Consider the following 17,860-nt stretch of genomic DNA (forward strand, 5'->3'; position numbering starts at 1 on the left):
CACGTGAAAGAAGCAATGGCATCTTGCTAGCCGTTTTGCAGCCGGCAACAAAGGCGGTTGTAGGGCTCCGTCCCAGGGAATTTGAGAAAAAGGTCACCAGCAAAAATTCACCTTTGTTAAGATATTGGCAACCGTAACGAGGCCTCCTGATGGCGGATTTTCGGCCGGACAGGTGGGACATGAGGCAATTGGTGACAGGGGTAGCTTTATCTTGGACCGGCGCAACAATGCTTGCGGCCGCCCTGCTGTTCCCGCCTGCCGCGCAAGCCCAGTCCCAGAATGGCCTGTCGAACCTGTTCGGCGGCATTTTCTCTGGCTCGAGCCCGGCCCCCTCGCAACCCGCCCCCGGTCCCGCGGGCGCCCAGCCTTGGAGCGGCGAGGACGGGGCCTCCGGCCATCCGCTGATGACCGCCGCGGCAATCCGCGAGGCGGCTTCCAATTTCAACAATTGCGTCGCCGGGATGTGGCCTGATGCCGCACGACGAAACATCACCCAGGAGAATTTTCAGCGCTTCACCGCAGGGCTCGCGCCTGATCTGCGCATCATGGACCTGATGGATTCGCAGCCGGAGTTCACCAAGTCGATCTGGGACTATCTCGACATCCTCGTGAACGACAACCGCCTCGCCAAGGGCAAGGAAGTCCTCGCCAAATACAAGGCGCAGTTCGACGCCACCGAAAAAGCCTATGGTGTCGACCGCTATATCATCGCGGCGATCTGGGGCATCGAGTCCAACTATTCAACGCAGATGGGCGACCGCAGCGTGCTGCAATCGACCGCGACGCTTGCCTGCGTCGGCCGCCGCCAGGCCTATTTCAAGGACGAGTTCCTCTCGGCGCTGGAAATCCTCAACCGCGGCGATCTGCGCCCTGAGCAGTTGCGCGGCTCCTGGGCCGGCGCGTTCGGCCCGACTCAGTTCATGCCGACCGCGTTCAAGCGCTTTGCCGTGGACGGCGATGGCGATGGACGGCGCGACGTCGTCGACAATCCCACCGACCTGATCGCCTCCACCGCCAACAATCTGAAGAAGGACGGCTGGCAGACCGGCCAGACCTGGGGTTTTGAGGTCGTGGTGCCGCAGGGCTTCAACTACATGCTGGCCGACCGCGCCAAGGCGATGACGATCGCGCAGTGGGAAAAGCTTGGGCTCAAGCGCCCGACCAACCAGCCCTTCCCGCATCCGGCGGAGAAAGCCTATTTGCTGGCACCGGCCGGCGCGCAAGGCCCGGGCTTTCTGATGATGCAGAACTTCCGGGTCATCATGAAATATAATCCGGCTGAGGCCTATGCTATGGCGATCGGCCATTTCGCCGACCGCCTGCGCGGCGGCCAGCCCTTTGTGCAGCCCTGGCCGCGGCAGGAACGGGAGCTGTCCCGCACCGAGCGGCTGGAACTCCAGCAGCTGCTGGTCCAGCGCGGCTTCTACAAGGGCACGCCGGACGGCCAGTTCGGCGGCCAGACCCGGGACGCGCTGCGCAGCTTCCAGGCCTCGATCGGGGTCCCCGCGGACGGATTTGCTTCATCGGACGTGCTGGAACGGCTGCGCGGGCGGTAAAATCGCGCCGAAAGTAACCCTGAAGCGGGATTTTGGCCGATCCCCGGTGTATTGCCCCAAGAATCTGCAAGAGAATTTGCCCGTTTGGCGCCTGATTCCGTTATTATATTGAGCTACTTCCAGACCCCGTTGCGCGTGCCCGAGATCGCATGTCGAAGCACAAGTCCCTGTTCAAGGCACTGACCGAGACCGGCCCGTTGATCGCGCTGGGGACGGCGCTTGCGATCCTGGTCCTGATCGCGGGACCCGCTTCGGCGCAGTTCTTCAACTTCCCCGGCTTCGGCGGCCCACCGCAACGTCAGGCTCCACAACAACGGGGCGGCGGCCGCGACGGTGGCTGGTTCGGCGGCGATTTCTTCGCACCATTCCAGCAGCAACAGCCGCAGGCCCCGCGCCAGGATTTTTCGCGCGCGCCGGCGCCGACCAAGCACGACGGCATTCCGGACAAGAACGTGCTGGTGATCGGCGACGCCATGGCGGACTGGCTCGCCTACGGCCTGGAAGACGCCTACACCGAGCAGCCCGACATGGGCGTGATCCGCAAGCACAAGACCACCTCCGGCCTGATCAAGTACCAGCCCAAAGGCGAGCCCTCGGACTGGGCAGCCGCTGCGAAGGGAATCCTGGAAACCGAGAAGCCCGAAATCATCGTCGTCATGCTCGGCCTCAACGACCGCATCTCGATCCGCGAACCCGTCGCGGACAAAGCGGACAAGGCATCGGATAAGGCTTCGGACAAGGACAAGAAGAACGACAAGGGCGCGCGCGCCAAGCCGCCAGGCAAGCCAGGAGATGGCAAGCCGGGCGACGCCAAGCCGAACGGCACCGACACCGCCGCCAAGCCCGACGACAAGCCGGCCGACACCGACCTTCCGCAGGACGATGCCGACAACGCCGACACGCCGGTAGCAGCCCCCGAAAAGACTGCGCGCAATCCAAACGGCCTCTACGAATTCCGCGACGACCGCTGGGTCGAGCTCTACAGCAAGAAGATCGAAGAGCTCGCCGCCGTCCTCAAGACCAAGGGCGTGCCGGTGCTCTGGGTCGGCCTGCCTGCGATCCGCGGGCCGAAGGGCACCGCGGACATGCTGTTCCTGGATTCGCTCTATCGCGAGGGCGCGGCCAAGGCCGGCATCACCTATGTCGACGTCTGGGACGGCTTTGTCGACGAAGCCGGCCGCTTCCTCCAGAAGGGCCCGGACTTCGAAGGCCAGATCCGTCAGCTCCGCAGCTATGACGGCGTCTATTTCACCAAGCCCGGCGCGCGCAAGCTCGCGCATTATGTTGAGCGCGAGATCACGCGCCTGCTCGCAGGCCGCTCCGGCCCGATCGCGCTGCCGAGCGAGCCGGCGACGCCCGACACCAGCGCCGAGCCCGGCAAGCCCGCGCCACGGCCGCTGGCAGGCCCGATCGTGCCGCTGGTTGCGGCCTCGATCTCGACCGATCAATTGCTGGGCGGACCGGGCACGCGTCCCGCTGCCGTCGATGCGCTCGCCGCGAAGACGCTGGTGAAGGGCGAGCCGCTGGCGGCGCCCGCGGGCCGTGCCGATGATTATGCCTGGCCACGCCGCGAAGTCGGGCGCGAGCAGGCCAAGGGCGATACGCCGATGGCGGCAACGACGCCGGATGGTGGTGCTGCTGCTCCCGGCACGCCGGGTGCGGCCGCAGCGATCGCGCCGCCAAAGCTGACGCCGAAGAAGCCCGCGGTGCCGCAGCAGCCCGCGCAGGCCACGCCGTCAATGCGCGATTTCTTTGGCTTCGGATCTCCGCAGCCACCGCCGCGACAGTTGGCGCCGGCACCGGGGCCGCGCAATCCGAATCCCGCGATCCCGCGTCCGCCGGGCAATGTCGGACGATCGGCGGAAGTGATCCGGTAGGCCACTGATCTCTTGTCCCGGCCGCAGAGCCGGGGCCCAGCTCTACCAACACCCACAACGAATGGGCCCCGGCTCTGCAACGCGGCGTTTCACGCCGCATTGCGTCCGGGGCACGAGAGATGCGTGGTTCGTCGCTCAGCCGTAATAGCGCCAGCGCGGCGGTGGGCGGCGTGCGGGACGCGACATCAACAGAGCGAGCGCAAAACCGATGCCGCCGGCGATCAGGAGTGAGCCAAGCGGATTGTCCTGCACCTTCCGCGAAATCGCCTGTGAGCCATCGCGCAAAGTGTCGCTGGGGTTCTCGTAGGCATCCTTGGCATAGCCGGCCGCGGTCTCGCCGGCGTCACGCACGGCATCCTTGGCCTGGCCGTAGAGATTCTGCACGGTACCGGCAGCTTCGCGCGCCTTGCCTGACGCCTGTGTCTGCGCATCGCCAGCAAGATCACCGACGGCACCTTCCGCACGGCCAGCGAATTCCTTGGCCGATCCAACAATCCGATCCTTGTCCATGATGATCCTCCTCGGGGGTCTGCCGGAGTAACCGATCAGGAGCAGCGCAGTTCCAATCGCCGAAAGAATGAGTGCGTAGCCCGGGTGAGCGCAGCGATACCCGGGAACGGTGCATGAAAAGTCCCGGATGTCGCTTTGCTCATCCGGGCTACAGAATGAGTCCGCCGTCAACGACCAATGTCTGGCCGATGATGTAGGAGGACAGCGGCGATGCCAGGAACAGCGCCGCGCCCGCCATGTCGGCCGGCGTGCCCAATCGCCGCAATGGAATGCGCGACAATGCGCCTTCGAGCCGCTTGGGATTGTCGGTCGTCACTTTCGTCATCTTGGTGTCGACGAGGCCGGGCGCGATGCCGTTGACGCGAATGCCGTCCTCGGCCCAGGCCTCACCCAACGTCCGCGTCAAGCCGACCGCCCCAGTCTTCGACGCGTTGTAGGCGGGGTTGCCCATGGTGGAGTGATAGGCTGCAGTCGACGACACCATGATCAGTGATCCCTTCGAATCCCGCAACATGGAATGAAACCTTGTCGCGCACGCCATCAGGCTCATCAGATTGACCTCGACGACCTTGCGGAAACCGCTCATCTCGAATTCGCCGCGGCGATAGAGCACGGCGCCTTGCGCCAACACGAGCACGTCGAGCTTGTCGAAGGACGGCTTGAACGCTTCGATCGCGCCGGCATTGCTGACATCGAGCTGCACATAAGCAAGCCCCGTCAGATCAGAACCTTCCTCCGCCGAATATTCCGCAGGCCGAGCACGCGTGCCGCAAACCGCGACATGCGCGCCCTTGGCGCGGAAGGTCTGTGCGATACCGTTGCCGATGCCGCTGGACCCGCCGACGACCAGCACCTGCTTGCCTGAGAAATCCAGCTCGTTTGCCATCGCGGCCTCCCTTTTATTTTGCTTGTTTGACCTGTCTGCGGATCGATGCCAGCCTCGTCAATCTCATAACAAAAAACAAGCACTCCGCGAGGAAACCGCATGTCCGACTTCAAGCAGCTCAGCCGGTCTGTGAAGGGCCTGACCGTTCTCGTCACCGGCGCTGCGAGCGGCATGGGCCGCGCGACTGCGCGCGTGTTCGCCGCTGAGGGCGCGAACGTCGCCGCAACCGATTACGACGAGCAGGGCGCGCTGGCCGTTGCGAAGGAGATCGCCGCGAGCGGCGGAACGGCGAAGGCGTGGAAGCTCGACGTCGCCGACGTCGGCGAGATCAAGCGCGTCGTCAATGACGTCGCGACGCATTTCGGCGGGCTCGACGTGGTCGTCAACAACGCCGGCATCTCCGTCCGCGTCGCGATCGACGACGAGGCGTACGAGGACGCCTGGGCAAAAGGCATCGCCGTGATGCTGACGGCGCATCCGCGCATCATCCGCGCTGCCCTTCCGCACCTGCGCAAATCGAAGAGCCCGCGCATCGTCAACATCGCCTCGACCGAGGCGCTCGGCGCCACCGCTCTGCACAGCCCTTATTCGGCGGCGAAGGGTGGCGTGGCGAGCCTCACCCGCTCGCTGGCTGTGGAGCTTGGCCGCGAAGGCATCACCGTCAACTGCATCTGCCCGGGCCCGATCCGCACCGCCATCACCGACCGCATCTCGGAAGAGCACAAGACCATCTACGCCAAGCGCCGCACCGCACTCGGCCGCTACGGCGATCCCGAGGAGGTCGCGCATATGACGCTGAGCCTGTGCCTGCCGGCGGCATCGTTCCTGACCGGCGCGGTGATCCCGGTCGATGGCGGCCTGATGGCGCGCAACGCGTGAGAGAGGTGTAGCCCGGATGGAGCGAAGCGCAATCCGGGGAGGTTTTTCCGTGGAGTGAGAGCCCCGGATTACGCTGCGCTCCATCCGGCTACGGGCTGCTATGCGCAGCCAGCGTTGACAACGCCGGATGCGGGAGTAGCTTTTTCGCCAACAGAGCGGGCCAACCGCTCGCGGTCCGCGGAGAAACGCCATGACGATCGCCATCCGGCAGCTTCAGACGCATTTTGCCGGCGAGGTTTCCGGCCTCGATCTGCGAAAGCCTCTTACCGAGAGCGAGGCGCGCGAGGTCGAGTCCGCCATGGACAAATACGCGGTGCTCGTCTTTCACGACCAGGACATCAACGACGAGCAGCAGATGGCCTTCGCGCTCAATTTCGGCCAACGCGAGGACGCGCGCGGCGGCACCGTGACCAAGGCGCAGGACTACCGGCTCCAGTCCGGCCTCAACGACGTCTCCAATCTCGGCAAGGACGGCAAGCCGCTGGCCAAGGACAGCCGCACGCATCTGTTCAATCTCGGCAACTGCCTCTGGCACTCCGACAGTTCGTTCCGTCCGATCCCTGCAAAATTCTCACTGCTCTCGGCCCGCGTGGTGAACCCGAAGGGCGGCAACACCGAATTCGCCGACATGCGCGCAGCCTATGACGCGCTCGACGACGAGACCAAGGCGGAGCTCGAAGAACTCGTCTGCGAACACTCGCTGATGTATTCGCGCGGTTCGCTTGGCTTCACCGAATATACCGACGACGAGAAGGCGATGTTCAAGCCGGTGCTGCAACGGCTGGTGCGGACCCATCCCGTCCATCGCCGCAAGTCGCTGTATCTCTCATCACACGCCGGCAAGATCGTCAGCATGAGCGTGCCTGAGGGGCGCCTGTTGCTGCGGGACCTCAACGAGCACGCAACGCAAGCAGAGTTCGTCTACGTCCACAAATGGAAGCTGCATGACCTCGTGATGTGGGACAACCGCCAGACCATGCACCGCGTCCGCCGCTACGACCAGTCCCAGCCCCGCGACATGCGGCGTGCGACGGTGGCGGGGACCGAGCCGACGGTGCAGCAGCAGGCGGCGGAGTAGCGCGTCATCCACCGTCGGAGGTGGTCATCGCCCGGCTTGACCGGGCGATCCAGTACTCCGAGACGTTTGTGATTGAATCGATCGGCCGCGGCGTACTGGATGCCCCGGTCAAGCCGGAGCATGACAGCGGAGAATGAGGCTACGCGTGCCCGGCCTCGTTCGACAGCATACCGGGATCGATGCCGATCTTGCGCAAGGCACGGCCGTACTTTTCATCGACGTCATCGCCGAAGATCAGATCCGCATCCGCGTCGCAATGCAGCCAGCCATTGCTCTGGATCTCGGTCTCGAGCTGGCCCGGCGCCCAGCCGGCATAGCCGAGTGCGAGGATGGCGTGCTTGGGTCCGGAGCCCTTGGCGATCGCGCGCAGGATGTCCACGGTCGCGGTGAGGCAGACGCCGTCGTCGATCCGCAGCGTCGCGTTGTCGATGTAGAAATCGCTGGAATGCAGCACGAAGCCGCGGCCGGTATCGACCGGGCCGCCGCGCAGCACCTTCATGCTTTCGGCGTTCTCCGGCAGCTTGATCTGCTCACCCTTCTTGATGATTCCGAGCTGCACCAGGAGCTCGGGGAAATCGATGCTGCCGGCCGGATGGTTGACGATGATGCCCATCGCCCCCTCCGCCGAATGGGCGCAGAGATAGATCACCGAGCGCTCGAAGCGGGAATCGCCCATCACAGGCATCGCGATCAGGAGCCGACCGTCGAGATACCCGGCCGAACTGGGAAACGCCGAGCCCGCGACCCGGGTGCTATCGCCAGTCCTTTTGCCAGTAGGAGCCATCGGTGAAGCACTCCGGTTTCCATTCCTATCCTGATGTCGGGCTCGGCCGCTGTCAAATCAAGGCTTGCAGAGAGCTGATTCAAGTGCATCCATCACAAGCAATTCAATGGTTTGCCCCTGAGTGACCCTGTAAAGACGTGCCATGCTCAGCATAGTTCCCCTGCGTGCGGCGATGGGCGTCGCAACAACCTTGCTCGCGTCGTCGCTGGCGCTTGCGGCGCGCGCCGACGATGCCTCGCCATGGCAGCGCGACGGACATTCCGCGGTGCGGCTGCTGGCGGGGTCGCGCAGCGGTGCGGTCCTGCTCGGCGGGATTGCCTTCCAGATCCAGCCGGGTTGGAAGACCTACTGGCGCAGCCCCGGCGATTCCGGCGTTCCACCGCGATTCGACTTCTCGAAGTCGGATAATGTCGAGGCGGTGACGATCATGTGGCCGGCGCCGCTGAAGTTCGACGACGGCGCGGGCGGCCATTCGATCGGCTATCACGACCAGATCGTGCTGCCGCTCCGCATCGTTCCCAAGACGGCCGACAAGCCGGTCACGTTGCGCGCCGAGATCAATTACGCAGTGTGCGAAAAGCTCTGCATTCCCGTCGAGGCCAGCGCCGAGCTCGGCTTCAACAGCGTCGCCTCGACCGAGGACGGCGCACTGTTCGCGGCGCTCGACACCGTGCCCAAGCCCGCCACGATCGGCGATCCCAATCCGCTGACCATCCGCGACGTCAAGCGCGACGGCGCCAAATACGTGGTGGTCGATGTGGTTGCGCCGGATAAAGGCAACGTCAATCTGTTCGTGGAAGGACCGACGCCCGATTGGTCACTGCCGATCCCAGCGCCAGTCGAGCACAGCCCGCCAGGGGTGAAACGCTTCTCCTTCGAGCTCGACGGGCTGCCGCCAGGCGCCAAGCCCGACGGCGCAGCGCTGAAGTTCACGCTGGTCGGACCGGAGAAGTCGTACGAGTTCAATACGAATTTGGAGTGAGCCCGAGCTGTCGTCCCGGACAAGCGCAGCGAAGCGGAGCGCAGATCCGGGACCCATACTCCGCAGCAATAGTTTTGCGAAAATTCGGAGTTGCTAGCTTCGCGCCACAACTTCTCCCTGTGGTTATGGGTCCCGGCCCCCCGTGCGCAATGGCGCACTAGGCCGGGACGACACCGGGGATGGCGCCGCAGCGTACCCACCCAACCGAATCTTAACGAATGGTTGCTAATTCCCAAGGATACCGCACATGGCTGCCGCAGCATGCGGGACGCCTGGGGATTCTTCGAATTGGCCGTGATGGATGCAGAACCTGCCTCGACCGGACCGGCCGGCCTGATCGCGCGGCTGCGGGCCAAGTTGACGGGCGGATCGAGCGAAGCGTCGCTGACGCGGCGGCTGGCCGGCACCATCTTCGTCATCCGCGTGATCAGTGCGGGCCTCGCCTATGTCGCGCAGGTCCTGCTCGCGCGCTGGATGGGCACGTCCGACTACGGCATCTATGTCTATGTCTGGACCTGGGTGCTGCTGCTCGGCAGCATGATGGACTTCGGCATCTCGGCTTCCGCGCAAAAAATCATTCCGGAGTACCGCACCAGCGGCGAGCATGCGCTGCTGCGCGGCTTTCTCTCCGGCAGCCGCTGGCTGACCTTCGCGGTGTCCACGCTGGTGTCGCTTGCGCTTGCCGGCATCGTCAAACTGCTTTCGCCCTGGATCGATCCGGCCGAGGTGCTGCCGCTTTATATCGGCTGCATGACGTTGCCGGCCTTCGTTGTCGCTAACACCCAGGACGGCATCGCGCGCTCGCATGACTGGATGCAGCTCGGCCTGATGCCGCAATTCATCATCCGCCAAGCGCTGATCATCGGCATCACCGCGTGCGCCTTCCTGCTCGGCTATCATCTCGGCGCAGTCGCCGCGATGGTCGCGAGCGCCGGCGCGGTGTGGATCGCGATGACCGGGCAGATGGCGGTGCTGAACCGCAAGCTCACCGACCATATCGAACCCGGTCCCAAGGCCTATGACATCAGCGGCTGGCTCGCCGTTTCGTTGCCGATCCTGCTGGTCGAGAGCTTTTACCTGCTGCTGTCCTACACCGATGTGCTGGTGCTCCAGCAATTTCGTCCCTCCGACGAGGTCGGCGTCTATTTTGCGGTGGTGAAGACGCTGGCGCTGGTGTCCTTCATTCACTACGCGATGTCGGCGACGACCGCGCATCGCTTCGCCGAATACAACGCGCTCGGCGACAAGGCGCGCCTGTCGGCCTATGTGGCGCACGCCATCAACTGGACGTTCTGGCCGTCGCTGGCGGCGACCGCCGTGCTGCTCGCGCTCGGCAAGCCGCTGCTGTGGCTGTTCGGACCGCAATTCGTGATCGGCTACGACATCATGTTCGTCGCCGCGATTGGCCTGGTGGTGCGCGCCGCGATCGGCCCGGTCGAGCGCCTGCTCAACATGCTCGGCCAACAGAAGATCTGCGCACTGGCTTACGCGCTGGCGTTCCTGATGAACCTCGTGCTCTGCATCGCGCTCGTGCCGCGCTTCGGCGGCCACGGCGCCGCGGCCGCGACCTCGATCTCGCTCACCTTCGAGACGGTGCTGCTGTTCTGGATCGTGCGGCAGCGCCTCGGGCTGCACGTGCTGGCGTTTGGCAAATAGTCACGCCGCCTCTTGCTCCCCCCGAAACAACTGTTTCGCAGGAAGCCAGCGAATGGGGCAAAATGACTGCCCATTCCCCTATATTGGTATGATTTTTCTTATTCAGTCCAACCGGTTGCATCTCTGTGAAAGTTTATTCTACGTCATATTGCCCTGCTGATGAGATAAACCTAAGATTCCCCAGACCATGATTGATCCACTCTACGTCGCCTCGGGATTCGGCGTCGGCCTGCTTGTCGGGATGACCGGCGTGGGAGGCGGCTCGCTGATGACGCCGCTGCTGATCCTGCTGTTCGGCATCCATCCCTCCACCGCTGTCGGAACCGACCTGCTCTATGCGGCCGCGACCAAGACCGGCGGCAGCGTCGTGCACGGCTGGTCGCGCAGCGTGCACTGGCCGGCGGTGCTGCGGCTCGCCTGCGGCAGCATCCCCGCAAGTGCACTCACGCTGCTCGTGCTGTGGAAGCTCGATCTCAGAGCCGATTCCGAGCGCAATTTGGTCAACCTGGTGCTGTGCTTTGCGCTGATGCTGACGGCGACATCGCTGATCTTCCGCAAGTCGCTCATGGAGCGCTATCGCCGGCGACTGGAACAGGTCGATGCGCGCACCACGGCAATCGCGACCGTCGTCACCGGAATCGTGCTAGGCGTGCTGGTCTCGATCTCGTCCGTCGGCGCTGGTGCGGTCGGCGTGACGGTGCTGCTGCTGCTCTATCCGCGCCTGCCGATGGCGACCATCGTCGGCTCCGACATCGCGCATGCGGTTCCGCTGACGCTGGTAGCCGGGACCGGGCACTGGATGCTCGGCTCGGTCGACTGGCACCTGATGGGTGTTTTGCTGCTCGGTTCGCTGCCTGGCATCGTCCTCGGCAGCTACAGCGCGACGCGCGTGCCGGAGACGGTCTTGCGCTTCGCGCTCGCTAGCGTCCTGTTCGTGGTCGCCGGCAGGATCATGTTCACGGAATTGAACCTGTCATCCGCGATCGTGACGGCGCTGGCCTGGAGCCATTGAACGGAAAGCGGCGCCGTCTTGTAGGGTGGGCAAAGCGAAGCGTGCCCACCGCGTCTCCTCAATCAGAGAAGGATGGTGGGCACGGCGCTCGCGCGCCTTTGCCCACCCTACGGTCCGAGGCCCTACTCGGCGGTCCAGCCGCCATCGATCGAGAGGTTGGAGCCGGTGATCTGCGCGGCGTCGTCGCCGCACAGGAACAGCGCAAGGGCTGCGACCTGCTCGGAGGTGACGAACTCCTTGGTCGGCTGCGCATCGAGCAGCACATCGTTGATGACCTGCTCGCGCGTGAGATTGCGGGCCTTCATCGTGTCGGGGATCTGCTTCTCCACCAGCGGCGTCCAGACATAGCCGGGGCTGATGCAGTTGCAGGTGATCTTGTTGGTCGCGACCTCCAGCGCCACGGTCTTGGTCAGGCCGGCGATGCCGTGCTTGGCCGACACGTAAGCCGACTTGAAGGGCGAGGCGACCAGCGAGTGCGCCGACGCCGTGTTGATGATGCGGCCCCAGCCCTTCTTCTTCATGCCGGGAACGGCGGCGCGGATGGCATGGAAGGCCGAGGACAGATTGATCGCGATGATCTGGTCCCACTTCTCAGGCGGGAATTCCTCGATCGGCGAGACGAACTGGATGCCGGCATTGTTGACGAGGATGTCGACCGAGCCGAACGACTTCTCACCGAGTGCGATCATCCCGGCGATCTCGGCGGGCTTGGTCATGTCGGCAGGCGAGTAGACCGCTTTCACGCCGAAGTCGGATTCGATTTTGGCGCGCTCCTTCTCGATGTCCTCGGGCGAGCCGAAGCCGTTGATGACGACATTGGCGCCGGCGGCGGCGAAGGCGCGCGCATAGGCGAGCCCGATGCCGCTGGTCGATCCGGTCACGACGGCGTTCTTGCCTGACAAACTACCCATGTTATTCGCTCCTTTTTGGCGGGGGCGCGGTGACGTCCCCCGTGAGATCGTAGGTCACCATGGTCTCGTCCGACTGCGGCCGCTCGAGCCAGTCCTTGTGGCGCATCGACAAATGCACGTCGCGCACGCCGCTTTCCCAATGCTCGACCATGGCGACATGCGAGAAGTCGTAGTCCTTGGACGAGGATTCATAGTTCTTGCTGCGATAGATCAGATGCACCACCGTGACGGTGCTTTCGCGCGACGCTTTCGCCAGGTATTCGACGGACGGATCGTTCTTCAGATAATCCGGCAATTTGCCGATCAGGTCGCGCACCGCCCTGCGGGCGTTGTGGATCTGCTTGTTCTTGTCGGTGTTCATCCGCGTGCGGCTGGAAAAGCGGATGTCCTTCTCGCGCTCGGCGGCCTCGAGCAGAGAGGTCGGGAAATCGCCGCGGGCGCTGAACAGGTCGACCTGGAAGATCAGGAGGTCGCGATCGATCTCCGCATCGAGCACGAAGTCGAGCGGCGTGTTGGAAGCGATGCCGCCGTCCCAATAGTGCTCACCGTCGATGAGCACGGACGGAAAGCCGGGCGGCAGCGCGCCGGAGGCCATGATGTGCTCGGGGCCGATCTTCTTGCCGAGTTTCTTGAACTCGTAATTGTCGAAATATTTGAAATTGCCCGAGGTGACGCCGACGGCGCCGACCGACAGGCGCGTCTTGAGATCGTTGATGCGGTCGAAATCGACCAACCGCTCCAACGTCTTCTTCAGGGGTGCGGTGTCGTAATAGCTCTCCGCCTGGGGATGGCCCGGCGGCCACATCGGCGCGGGCGGGACGCGCGGGACGAAGAAGCCCGGCACGCCGAAGGTCGCGATCAGCGCGGCACTGGTGGAGTTGAACAGCTCGCGGCTGTGGTCGCTCTTGCCGAACGGCTTCCACGGCACCGGCGCCGAGACCATCTCCCAGAATTCCTTGAGCCGCTTGACGCGGGTGTGGCCCTCATTGCCGGCGATAATGGCGGCGTTGACCGCGCCGATCGAGATGCCGGCGACCCATTCGGGCTCGAAGCCATAGCCGCACAGGGCCTGATAGCCCCCGGCCTGATAGGAGCCGAGCGCGCCGCCGCCCTGTAACACCAGGACACGTTGCGCATTCGCGGGGACGCTGGCGGATTCCGGGCTGTTATGATCAATCATGCGGGAACAATAGCAGATGGCGAGCGACCGTGGCGACAGTTCGCCGCGGCGTCAATGCATCCCGGGATCAAGTCTGGCTTATCGGGGGTCCGTCGACGCCAGGATCATGGTCCAGAACACCTTGTACTTGGTGCCCGGAGCATAGCCCGCCGCTATGCCCAATTTTGTGACACCGCTCTTGAGCATGTTGGCCCGGTGCGGGGGCGAGTCGCGCCAGCCGGAAAACGCTTCCGCCAGCGTATGATAGCCGGCCGAGACGTTCTCGACCGCCACGGTCGCGGGATAGTTGCCGGCACTGAGGCGCTTGGCCAAGGGCGCGCGGACGTCATGGTCCATTTTGTTGGCCGCCGCCATGGCCTGGGACTGGGATTCCGCAAGCCGCATCAGGTCGGGATCGATGACGACGGTGCCGAGGCCGTTGTTCTGGCGGTACTGCGAGATCATGATCGCCGCGGCCTGCGCATCGAGCTTGGTGCCCGGGACGGACATATCGGCATACATGGACGGCTGCTGAACCGGCGCTTCGTTGCCTGCACAACCGGCCAGCAGCAAAGTAATGAGTATCGCGGCCGCAGCGCGCATGTACAGGAGCCCCCAAATGAGGGGCCGTTGTTGCATACCAACCGTGGCTGAAAGGTGAATTTTGCAGAAAATTCGAGCTGTCGTGGTGACTCAGGCGCCCGCAAATATCCGGTAGCGCCGGGGATTTAGCCCGATCGTGTCGCCGGCCCGGAGTTCCTTGTCGCGGGGCGCATCGATCTCGATGGTTTCGCCGCCGAGCAAGGCGATTTCGGCCCGCTGCACCGGACCGAAATTCCGCACATGCTGCACGGCGCCCTCAAAGGCGCCGCTGCCGGGCGGGCCGATCAGCATGTCATGTCGTCGTACGAACAGTTTTGACGCGCCAGGCGCAAGGCCGTCCGCCGCGAGAGTGAGCGGCCGATCGCCAAGCCGGACCAGGCCGCCTTCGACCTGGACCGGCAGCTCGATGGATTCGCCGATGAAGCCGTGCACGAAGGCGGTCGCCGGGCTCTCATAGACGTCATTGGGCGAACCGATCTGCTCGATCTTGCCCTTGTCCATCACCACGACGCGGTTGGCGACTTCCAGCGCCTCCTCCTGGTCATGAGTGACGAAGATCGAGGTGACGTTGATCTCGTGATGCAGCGAGCGTAGCCATTTGCGCAGCTCTTTGCGCACCTTGGCATCGAGCGCGCCGAAGGGCTCGTCGAGCAAGAGGATGCGCGGCTCGATCGCAAGCGCACGGGCCAGCGCAATACGCTGGCGCTGGCCACCGGAGAGCTGGCTCGGATAGCGGTCGGCGAGCCAGTCGAGCTGCACGAGATCGAGCAGCTCCTTCACGCGCACACGGATGGTCGCCTCGTCCTTGCGGATCGCACGCGGCTGCACGCGCAGGCCGAAGGCGATGTTCTCGAACACCGTCATGTGGCGGAACAGTGCGTAGTGCTGGAACACGAAGCCGACGTGACGCTCGCGCGCGCCCTGCGCCAGCGCGTCTTCGCCGTTGAAGGCGACTTCACCGGAGTCGGGCCAATCGAGCCCCGCGATGATGCGCAGCAGCGTGGTCTTGCCCGAGCCGGATGGGCCGAGCAGCGCCAGCAATTCGCCGTTGTCGACCTTGAGGTCGACACCGTCCAGCGCAGCAAAGCTCCCGAATTTCTTGACGAGATTCCTGACTTCAATGGTCACGGGCGTCGTGTCCTTCGTCCAGATGACTTTCGAGAACGGTTTTTGCGATCAGCGTGATCAGCGCCAGCAGCGCCAGCAGCGAGGCAATCGCGAAGGCCGCGACGAACTGGTATTCGTTGTAGAGGATCTCGACCAGCAGCGGCATGGTGTTGGTCTCGCCGCGGATATGGCCGGAGACGACCGACACCGCGCCGAACTCGCCCATCGCGCGCGCGTTGCAGAGCAGCACACCGTAGAGCACGCCCCATTTGATGTTGGGCAGCGTGACGCGGAAGAAGGTCTGCAAGCCGGAGGCGCCGAGCGAGATCGCGGCTTCCTCTTCCTGCGTGCCCTGCTCCTGCATCAAGGGGATCAGCGCGCGCGCCACGAAGGGGAAGGTGATGAAGGTGGTTGCAAGCGCAATGCCGGGCACCGCGAACAGGATCTGGATGTCATGATCGCGCAGCCAGCCGCCGAAATAGCCCTGCGCGCCGAACAGCAGCACGAAGACGAGTCCTGAGATCACCGGGCTCACCGAGAACGGCAGGTCGATCAGTGTGATCAGGAACGTCTTGCCCTTGAACTCGAATTTTGCAATCGCCCAGGACGCGACCAGGCCGAAGATGAGGTTGAGACCGACCGAGATTGCGGCGACGACCAGTGTCAGCCGGATCGCCGAAAGTGCCTCCGGCTCGGCGAGCGCGGCGAGATAGGCGACGATGCCCTTCGAGAAGGCTTGCGCGAACACCACCACGAGCGGCAGAACGACGAAGACAGAGAGGAACAGAATCGCCAGCGTGATGATGACGATGCGCACCGCTTTGGGCTCGGTGCGGAGGTTGTTGCGCGCAGCTGCCGCATGCGCGCGTGCCTTCGCATCGGGCGGGGAAAGCGAGACCGTATCGGCGATTTGCATCGTCATCGTCTCGACCTCAACGCGCCGGAATCCGGTTTTGCGCCCAGCGCTGCAACCGGTTCACGGCAAAGATGATGACGAAGGAGACAACGAGCATGACGACCGCGATGGCGGTCGCATCAGCATAGCGGAATTCGGACAGCCGGATCACGATCAGGAGCGGCGCGATCTCGGAGACGTTCGGCAGATTGCCGGCGATGAAGATCACCGAGCCGTATTCGCCGACCGCACGCGCGAAGGCGAGCGCGAGCCCGGTGAGCAACGCAGGCGCGAGCGACGGCAGGATCACGCGAATGATGGTCTGCCAGCGGCTGGCGCCAAGACTGCCCGCGGCTTCCTCAATCTCGGGATCGAGATCCTGGAGCACCGGCTGCACGGTGCGGACCACGAAGGGGATGCCTATGAAGATCATGGCGACGAAGATGCCGAGCGGCGTGAACGCCACCTTGATGCCGAGCGCCGCAAGTGGCGCGCCCAGCCAACCCTTCTCGGCGAACAGCGAGGTCAGAGCGACACCGGCCACCGCCGTCGGCAGCGCGAACGGCACGTCGACAATGGCATCGAACAGCCGCCGGCCGGGGAAGCGGTAGCGCACCAGCGCCCAGACGATGATGCTGCCCATCACCAGATTGACGCAGGCCGCGGCAAAAGCGAGTCCGAACGAGACACGCAATGCATTCAGCGTGCGGCGGCTGGAGAGGATGGCCCAGAGCTGCTCGGGGCTCAGCTCAAAGGACTTCAGAAAGAGGCCGGCGAGCGGGATCAGGATGATCACGGACAGCCAGGACAGCGTCAGTCCCATCGTGAGACCGAAGCCCGGCAATGTCCGGCGTCGTACTGCGATTGCGCTCACCAGGCCCCCTGCTAAAGCGACAGCGCCCGATCAGTTTTTGTAGATCTGATCAAAGACGCCGCCGTCGGCAAAATGTTCCTTCTGCGCCTTGGTCCAGCCGCCGAACACATCGTCGATCGTGAACAGCTCGACCTTTGCGAAGGAGTTTTCATACTTTTTAGCGATCTCGGCATCACGCGGACGGTAGAAATTGCGCGCGGCGATCTCCTGACCTTCCTTGGTGTACCAATACTGGAGATAGGCATCGGCGACGTTGCGGGTGCCTTTTTTATCGGCAACCTTGTCGACGATCGCGACCGGCGGCTCGGCGAGGATCGATTGCGGCGGCGCAACGATTTCGAATTTTTCGGGACCGAACTCCTTCAGTGCGAGATACGCCTCGTTCTCCCAGGCGAGCAGCACGTCGCCGACGCCGCGCTCGACGAAGGTCACGGTCGCGCCGCGCGCACCGGTGTCGAGCACCGGTACCTGCTGGTAGAGCTTGCCGATGAAATCCTTGGCCTTGTCGACCGAGCCGTACTTCTTCTGCGCAAAACCCCAGGCCGCGAGATAATTCCAGCGCGCGCCACCCGAGGTCTTCGGGTTGGGCGTGATCACGGCGACGCCCGACTTGAGCAGATCGTCCCAGTCCTTGATGCCCTTCGGATTGCCCTTGCGCACCAGGAACACGATGGTCGACGTATAGGGCGATGAATTCTGCGGCAGGCGCTTTTGCCAATCCGCCGCAGTGAGGCCCTTGCCCGCGATGGCGTCGATGTCATAGGCGAGCGCGAGCGTCACCACATCCGCCTGCAATCCGTCGATCACGCTACGCGCCTGCGATCCGCTACCGCCATGCGACTGCTTGATCTCGACGCTCTTGCCGGTTTCCTTCTGATAGGCGGCCGCGAACGACTTGTTGAAGTCGGCGTAGAGCTCGCGCGTCGGATCATACGACACGTTCAACAGATTGATGTCAGCGGCGAGAGCCGAGCTTGCCAAGAAGCCTGTCACGAGCAGGCCAGCCGCGAGCGGAACGATACGGCGGATCATGTCCATCTCCATTTACCTCGACGACATCGGCGTCATCGATGGCATGCGGGCATAACTCG

17 protein-coding genes are annotated in these 17,860 nt (G+C 64.0%); 7 read left to right on the forward strand and 10 right to left on the reverse strand.

Going from position 1 to position 17,860, the window contains the following annotated elements; all coding sequences use genetic code 11:
* Positions 1-227: 227 nt before the first annotated feature.
* Together UB31_RS02520 and UB31_RS02525 are read left to right on the forward strand one after the other, a co-directional pair.
* Positions 228-1,556: a lytic murein transglycosylase gene (locus tag UB31_RS02520; protein WP_502691244.1), complete on the forward strand. Its 1,329-nt coding sequence runs from the start codon at positions 228-230 to the stop codon at positions 1,554-1,556.
* A 149-nt stretch (positions 1,557-1,705) separates the two neighbouring features.
* Positions 1,706-3,433 carry an SGNH/GDSL hydrolase family protein gene (locus UB31_RS02525; protein WP_045009693.1) on the forward strand — a complete coding sequence of 576 codons (1,728 nt, stop codon included), beginning with the start codon at positions 1,706-1,708 and terminating at the stop codon, positions 3,431-3,433.
* Between the two features lie 135 nt (positions 3,434-3,568).
* On the opposite strand, the gene UB31_RS02530 is transcribed toward UB31_RS02525, so the two are convergent.
* Both UB31_RS02530 and UB31_RS02535 read right to left on the reverse strand, forming a co-directional pair.
* Positions 3,569-3,943: a CsbD family protein gene (locus UB31_RS02530; RefSeq protein ID WP_045002552.1), complete on the reverse strand. Its 375-nt coding sequence runs from the start codon at positions 3,941-3,943 to the stop codon at positions 3,569-3,571.
* A 148-nt stretch (positions 3,944-4,091) separates the two neighbouring features.
* Positions 4,092-4,829: an SDR family NAD(P)-dependent oxidoreductase gene (locus tag UB31_RS02535; RefSeq protein WP_045002551.1), complete on the reverse strand. Its 738-nt coding sequence runs from the start codon at positions 4,827-4,829 to the stop codon at positions 4,092-4,094.
* Between the two features lie 99 nt (positions 4,830-4,928).
* Between UB31_RS02535 and UB31_RS02540 the strand changes: the two genes are divergently transcribed.
* Positions 4,929-5,708: an SDR family NAD(P)-dependent oxidoreductase gene (locus UB31_RS02540; protein ID WP_045002550.1), complete on the forward strand. Its 780-nt coding sequence runs from the start codon at positions 4,929-4,931 to the stop codon at positions 5,706-5,708.
* A 190-nt stretch (positions 5,709-5,898) separates the two neighbouring features.
* A complete protein-coding gene (locus UB31_RS02545; RefSeq protein ID WP_045002549.1) occupies positions 5,899-6,786 on the forward strand; it encodes a TauD/TfdA dioxygenase family protein in 888 nt (295 codons plus the stop codon).
* Between the two features lie 139 nt (positions 6,787-6,925).
* Here the strand turns inward: UB31_RS02545 and UB31_RS02550 are convergent, their stop codons facing one another.
* Positions 6,926-7,570, reverse strand: coding sequence for a YqgE/AlgH family protein (locus tag UB31_RS02550; protein WP_045002548.1), 645 nt, complete (start codon positions 7,568-7,570; stop codon positions 6,926-6,928).
* A 142-nt stretch (positions 7,571-7,712) separates the two neighbouring features.
* On the opposite strand from UB31_RS02550, the gene UB31_RS02555 reads away from it, so the two are divergent.
* The 3 genes from UB31_RS02555 (at position 7,713) to UB31_RS02565 (ending at position 11,220) form a co-directional block, all read left to right on the forward strand.
* Entirely contained in the window at positions 7,713-8,552 is an 840-nt protein-coding gene (locus UB31_RS02555) for a protein-disulfide reductase DsbD domain-containing protein (RefSeq protein WP_045002547.1), read from the forward strand.
* Between the two features lie 288 nt (positions 8,553-8,840).
* Positions 8,841-10,208 carry an oligosaccharide flippase family protein gene (locus tag UB31_RS02560; RefSeq protein WP_045009968.1) on the forward strand — a complete coding sequence of 456 codons (1,368 nt, stop codon included), beginning with the start codon at positions 8,841-8,843 and terminating at the stop codon, positions 10,206-10,208.
* A 187-nt stretch (positions 10,209-10,395) separates the two neighbouring features.
* Positions 10,396-11,220: a sulfite exporter TauE/SafE family protein gene (locus UB31_RS02565; RefSeq protein ID WP_045002546.1), complete on the forward strand. Its 825-nt coding sequence runs from the start codon at positions 10,396-10,398 to the stop codon at positions 11,218-11,220.
* A gap of 122 nt (positions 11,221-11,342) precedes the next feature.
* Here UB31_RS02565 and UB31_RS02570 read toward each other — a convergent pair whose 3' ends face one another.
* From UB31_RS02570 to UB31_RS02600, 7 genes are all read right to left on the reverse strand, one after another.
* Positions 11,343-12,131 (reverse strand): 3-hydroxybutyrate dehydrogenase, encoded by a 789-nt coding sequence (locus UB31_RS02570; RefSeq protein ID WP_045009694.1) that lies wholly within the window; start codon positions 12,129-12,131, stop codon positions 11,343-11,345.
* A 1-nt stretch (position 12,132) separates the two neighbouring features.
* On the reverse strand, positions 12,133-13,311 hold the full coding sequence (locus UB31_RS02575) for a DUF3734 domain-containing protein (RefSeq protein ID WP_045002544.1): 1,179 nt from the start codon (positions 13,309-13,311) through the stop codon (positions 12,133-12,135).
* Between the two features lie 78 nt (positions 13,312-13,389).
* Positions 13,390-13,893 carry a CAP domain-containing protein gene (locus tag UB31_RS02580; RefSeq protein ID WP_045009695.1) on the reverse strand — a complete coding sequence of 168 codons (504 nt, stop codon included), beginning with the start codon at positions 13,891-13,893 and terminating at the stop codon, positions 13,390-13,392.
* A gap of 90 nt (positions 13,894-13,983) precedes the next feature.
* Complete coding sequence (locus UB31_RS02585; protein WP_045009696.1) at positions 13,984-15,021, reverse strand: sulfate/molybdate ABC transporter ATP-binding protein; 1,038 nt, start codon at positions 15,019-15,021, stop codon at positions 13,984-13,986.
* Positions 15,011-15,922 (reverse strand): sulfate ABC transporter permease subunit CysW, encoded by a 912-nt coding sequence (cysW, locus tag UB31_RS02590; RefSeq protein WP_045009697.1) that lies wholly within the window; start codon positions 15,920-15,922, stop codon positions 15,011-15,013. The genes UB31_RS02585 and cysW overlap by 11 nt, the downstream gene beginning before the upstream one ends.
* Positions 15,923-15,932: 10 nt before the next feature.
* Positions 15,933-16,769 carry a sulfate ABC transporter permease subunit CysT gene (cysT, locus tag UB31_RS02595; RefSeq protein ID WP_082078384.1) on the reverse strand — a complete coding sequence of 279 codons (837 nt, stop codon included), beginning with the start codon at positions 16,767-16,769 and terminating at the stop codon, positions 15,933-15,935.
* Between the two features lie 30 nt (positions 16,770-16,799).
* Entirely contained in the window at positions 16,800-17,813 is a 1,014-nt protein-coding gene (locus tag UB31_RS02600) for a sulfate ABC transporter substrate-binding protein (protein WP_156162892.1), read from the reverse strand.
* Between the last annotated feature and the right edge of the window lie 47 nt (positions 17,814-17,860).

Origin of the sequence: Bradyrhizobium sp. LTSP849 (assembly GCF_000938255.1) — a bacterium.
Classification (GTDB): domain Bacteria; phylum Pseudomonadota; class Alphaproteobacteria; order Rhizobiales; family Xanthobacteraceae; genus Bradyrhizobium.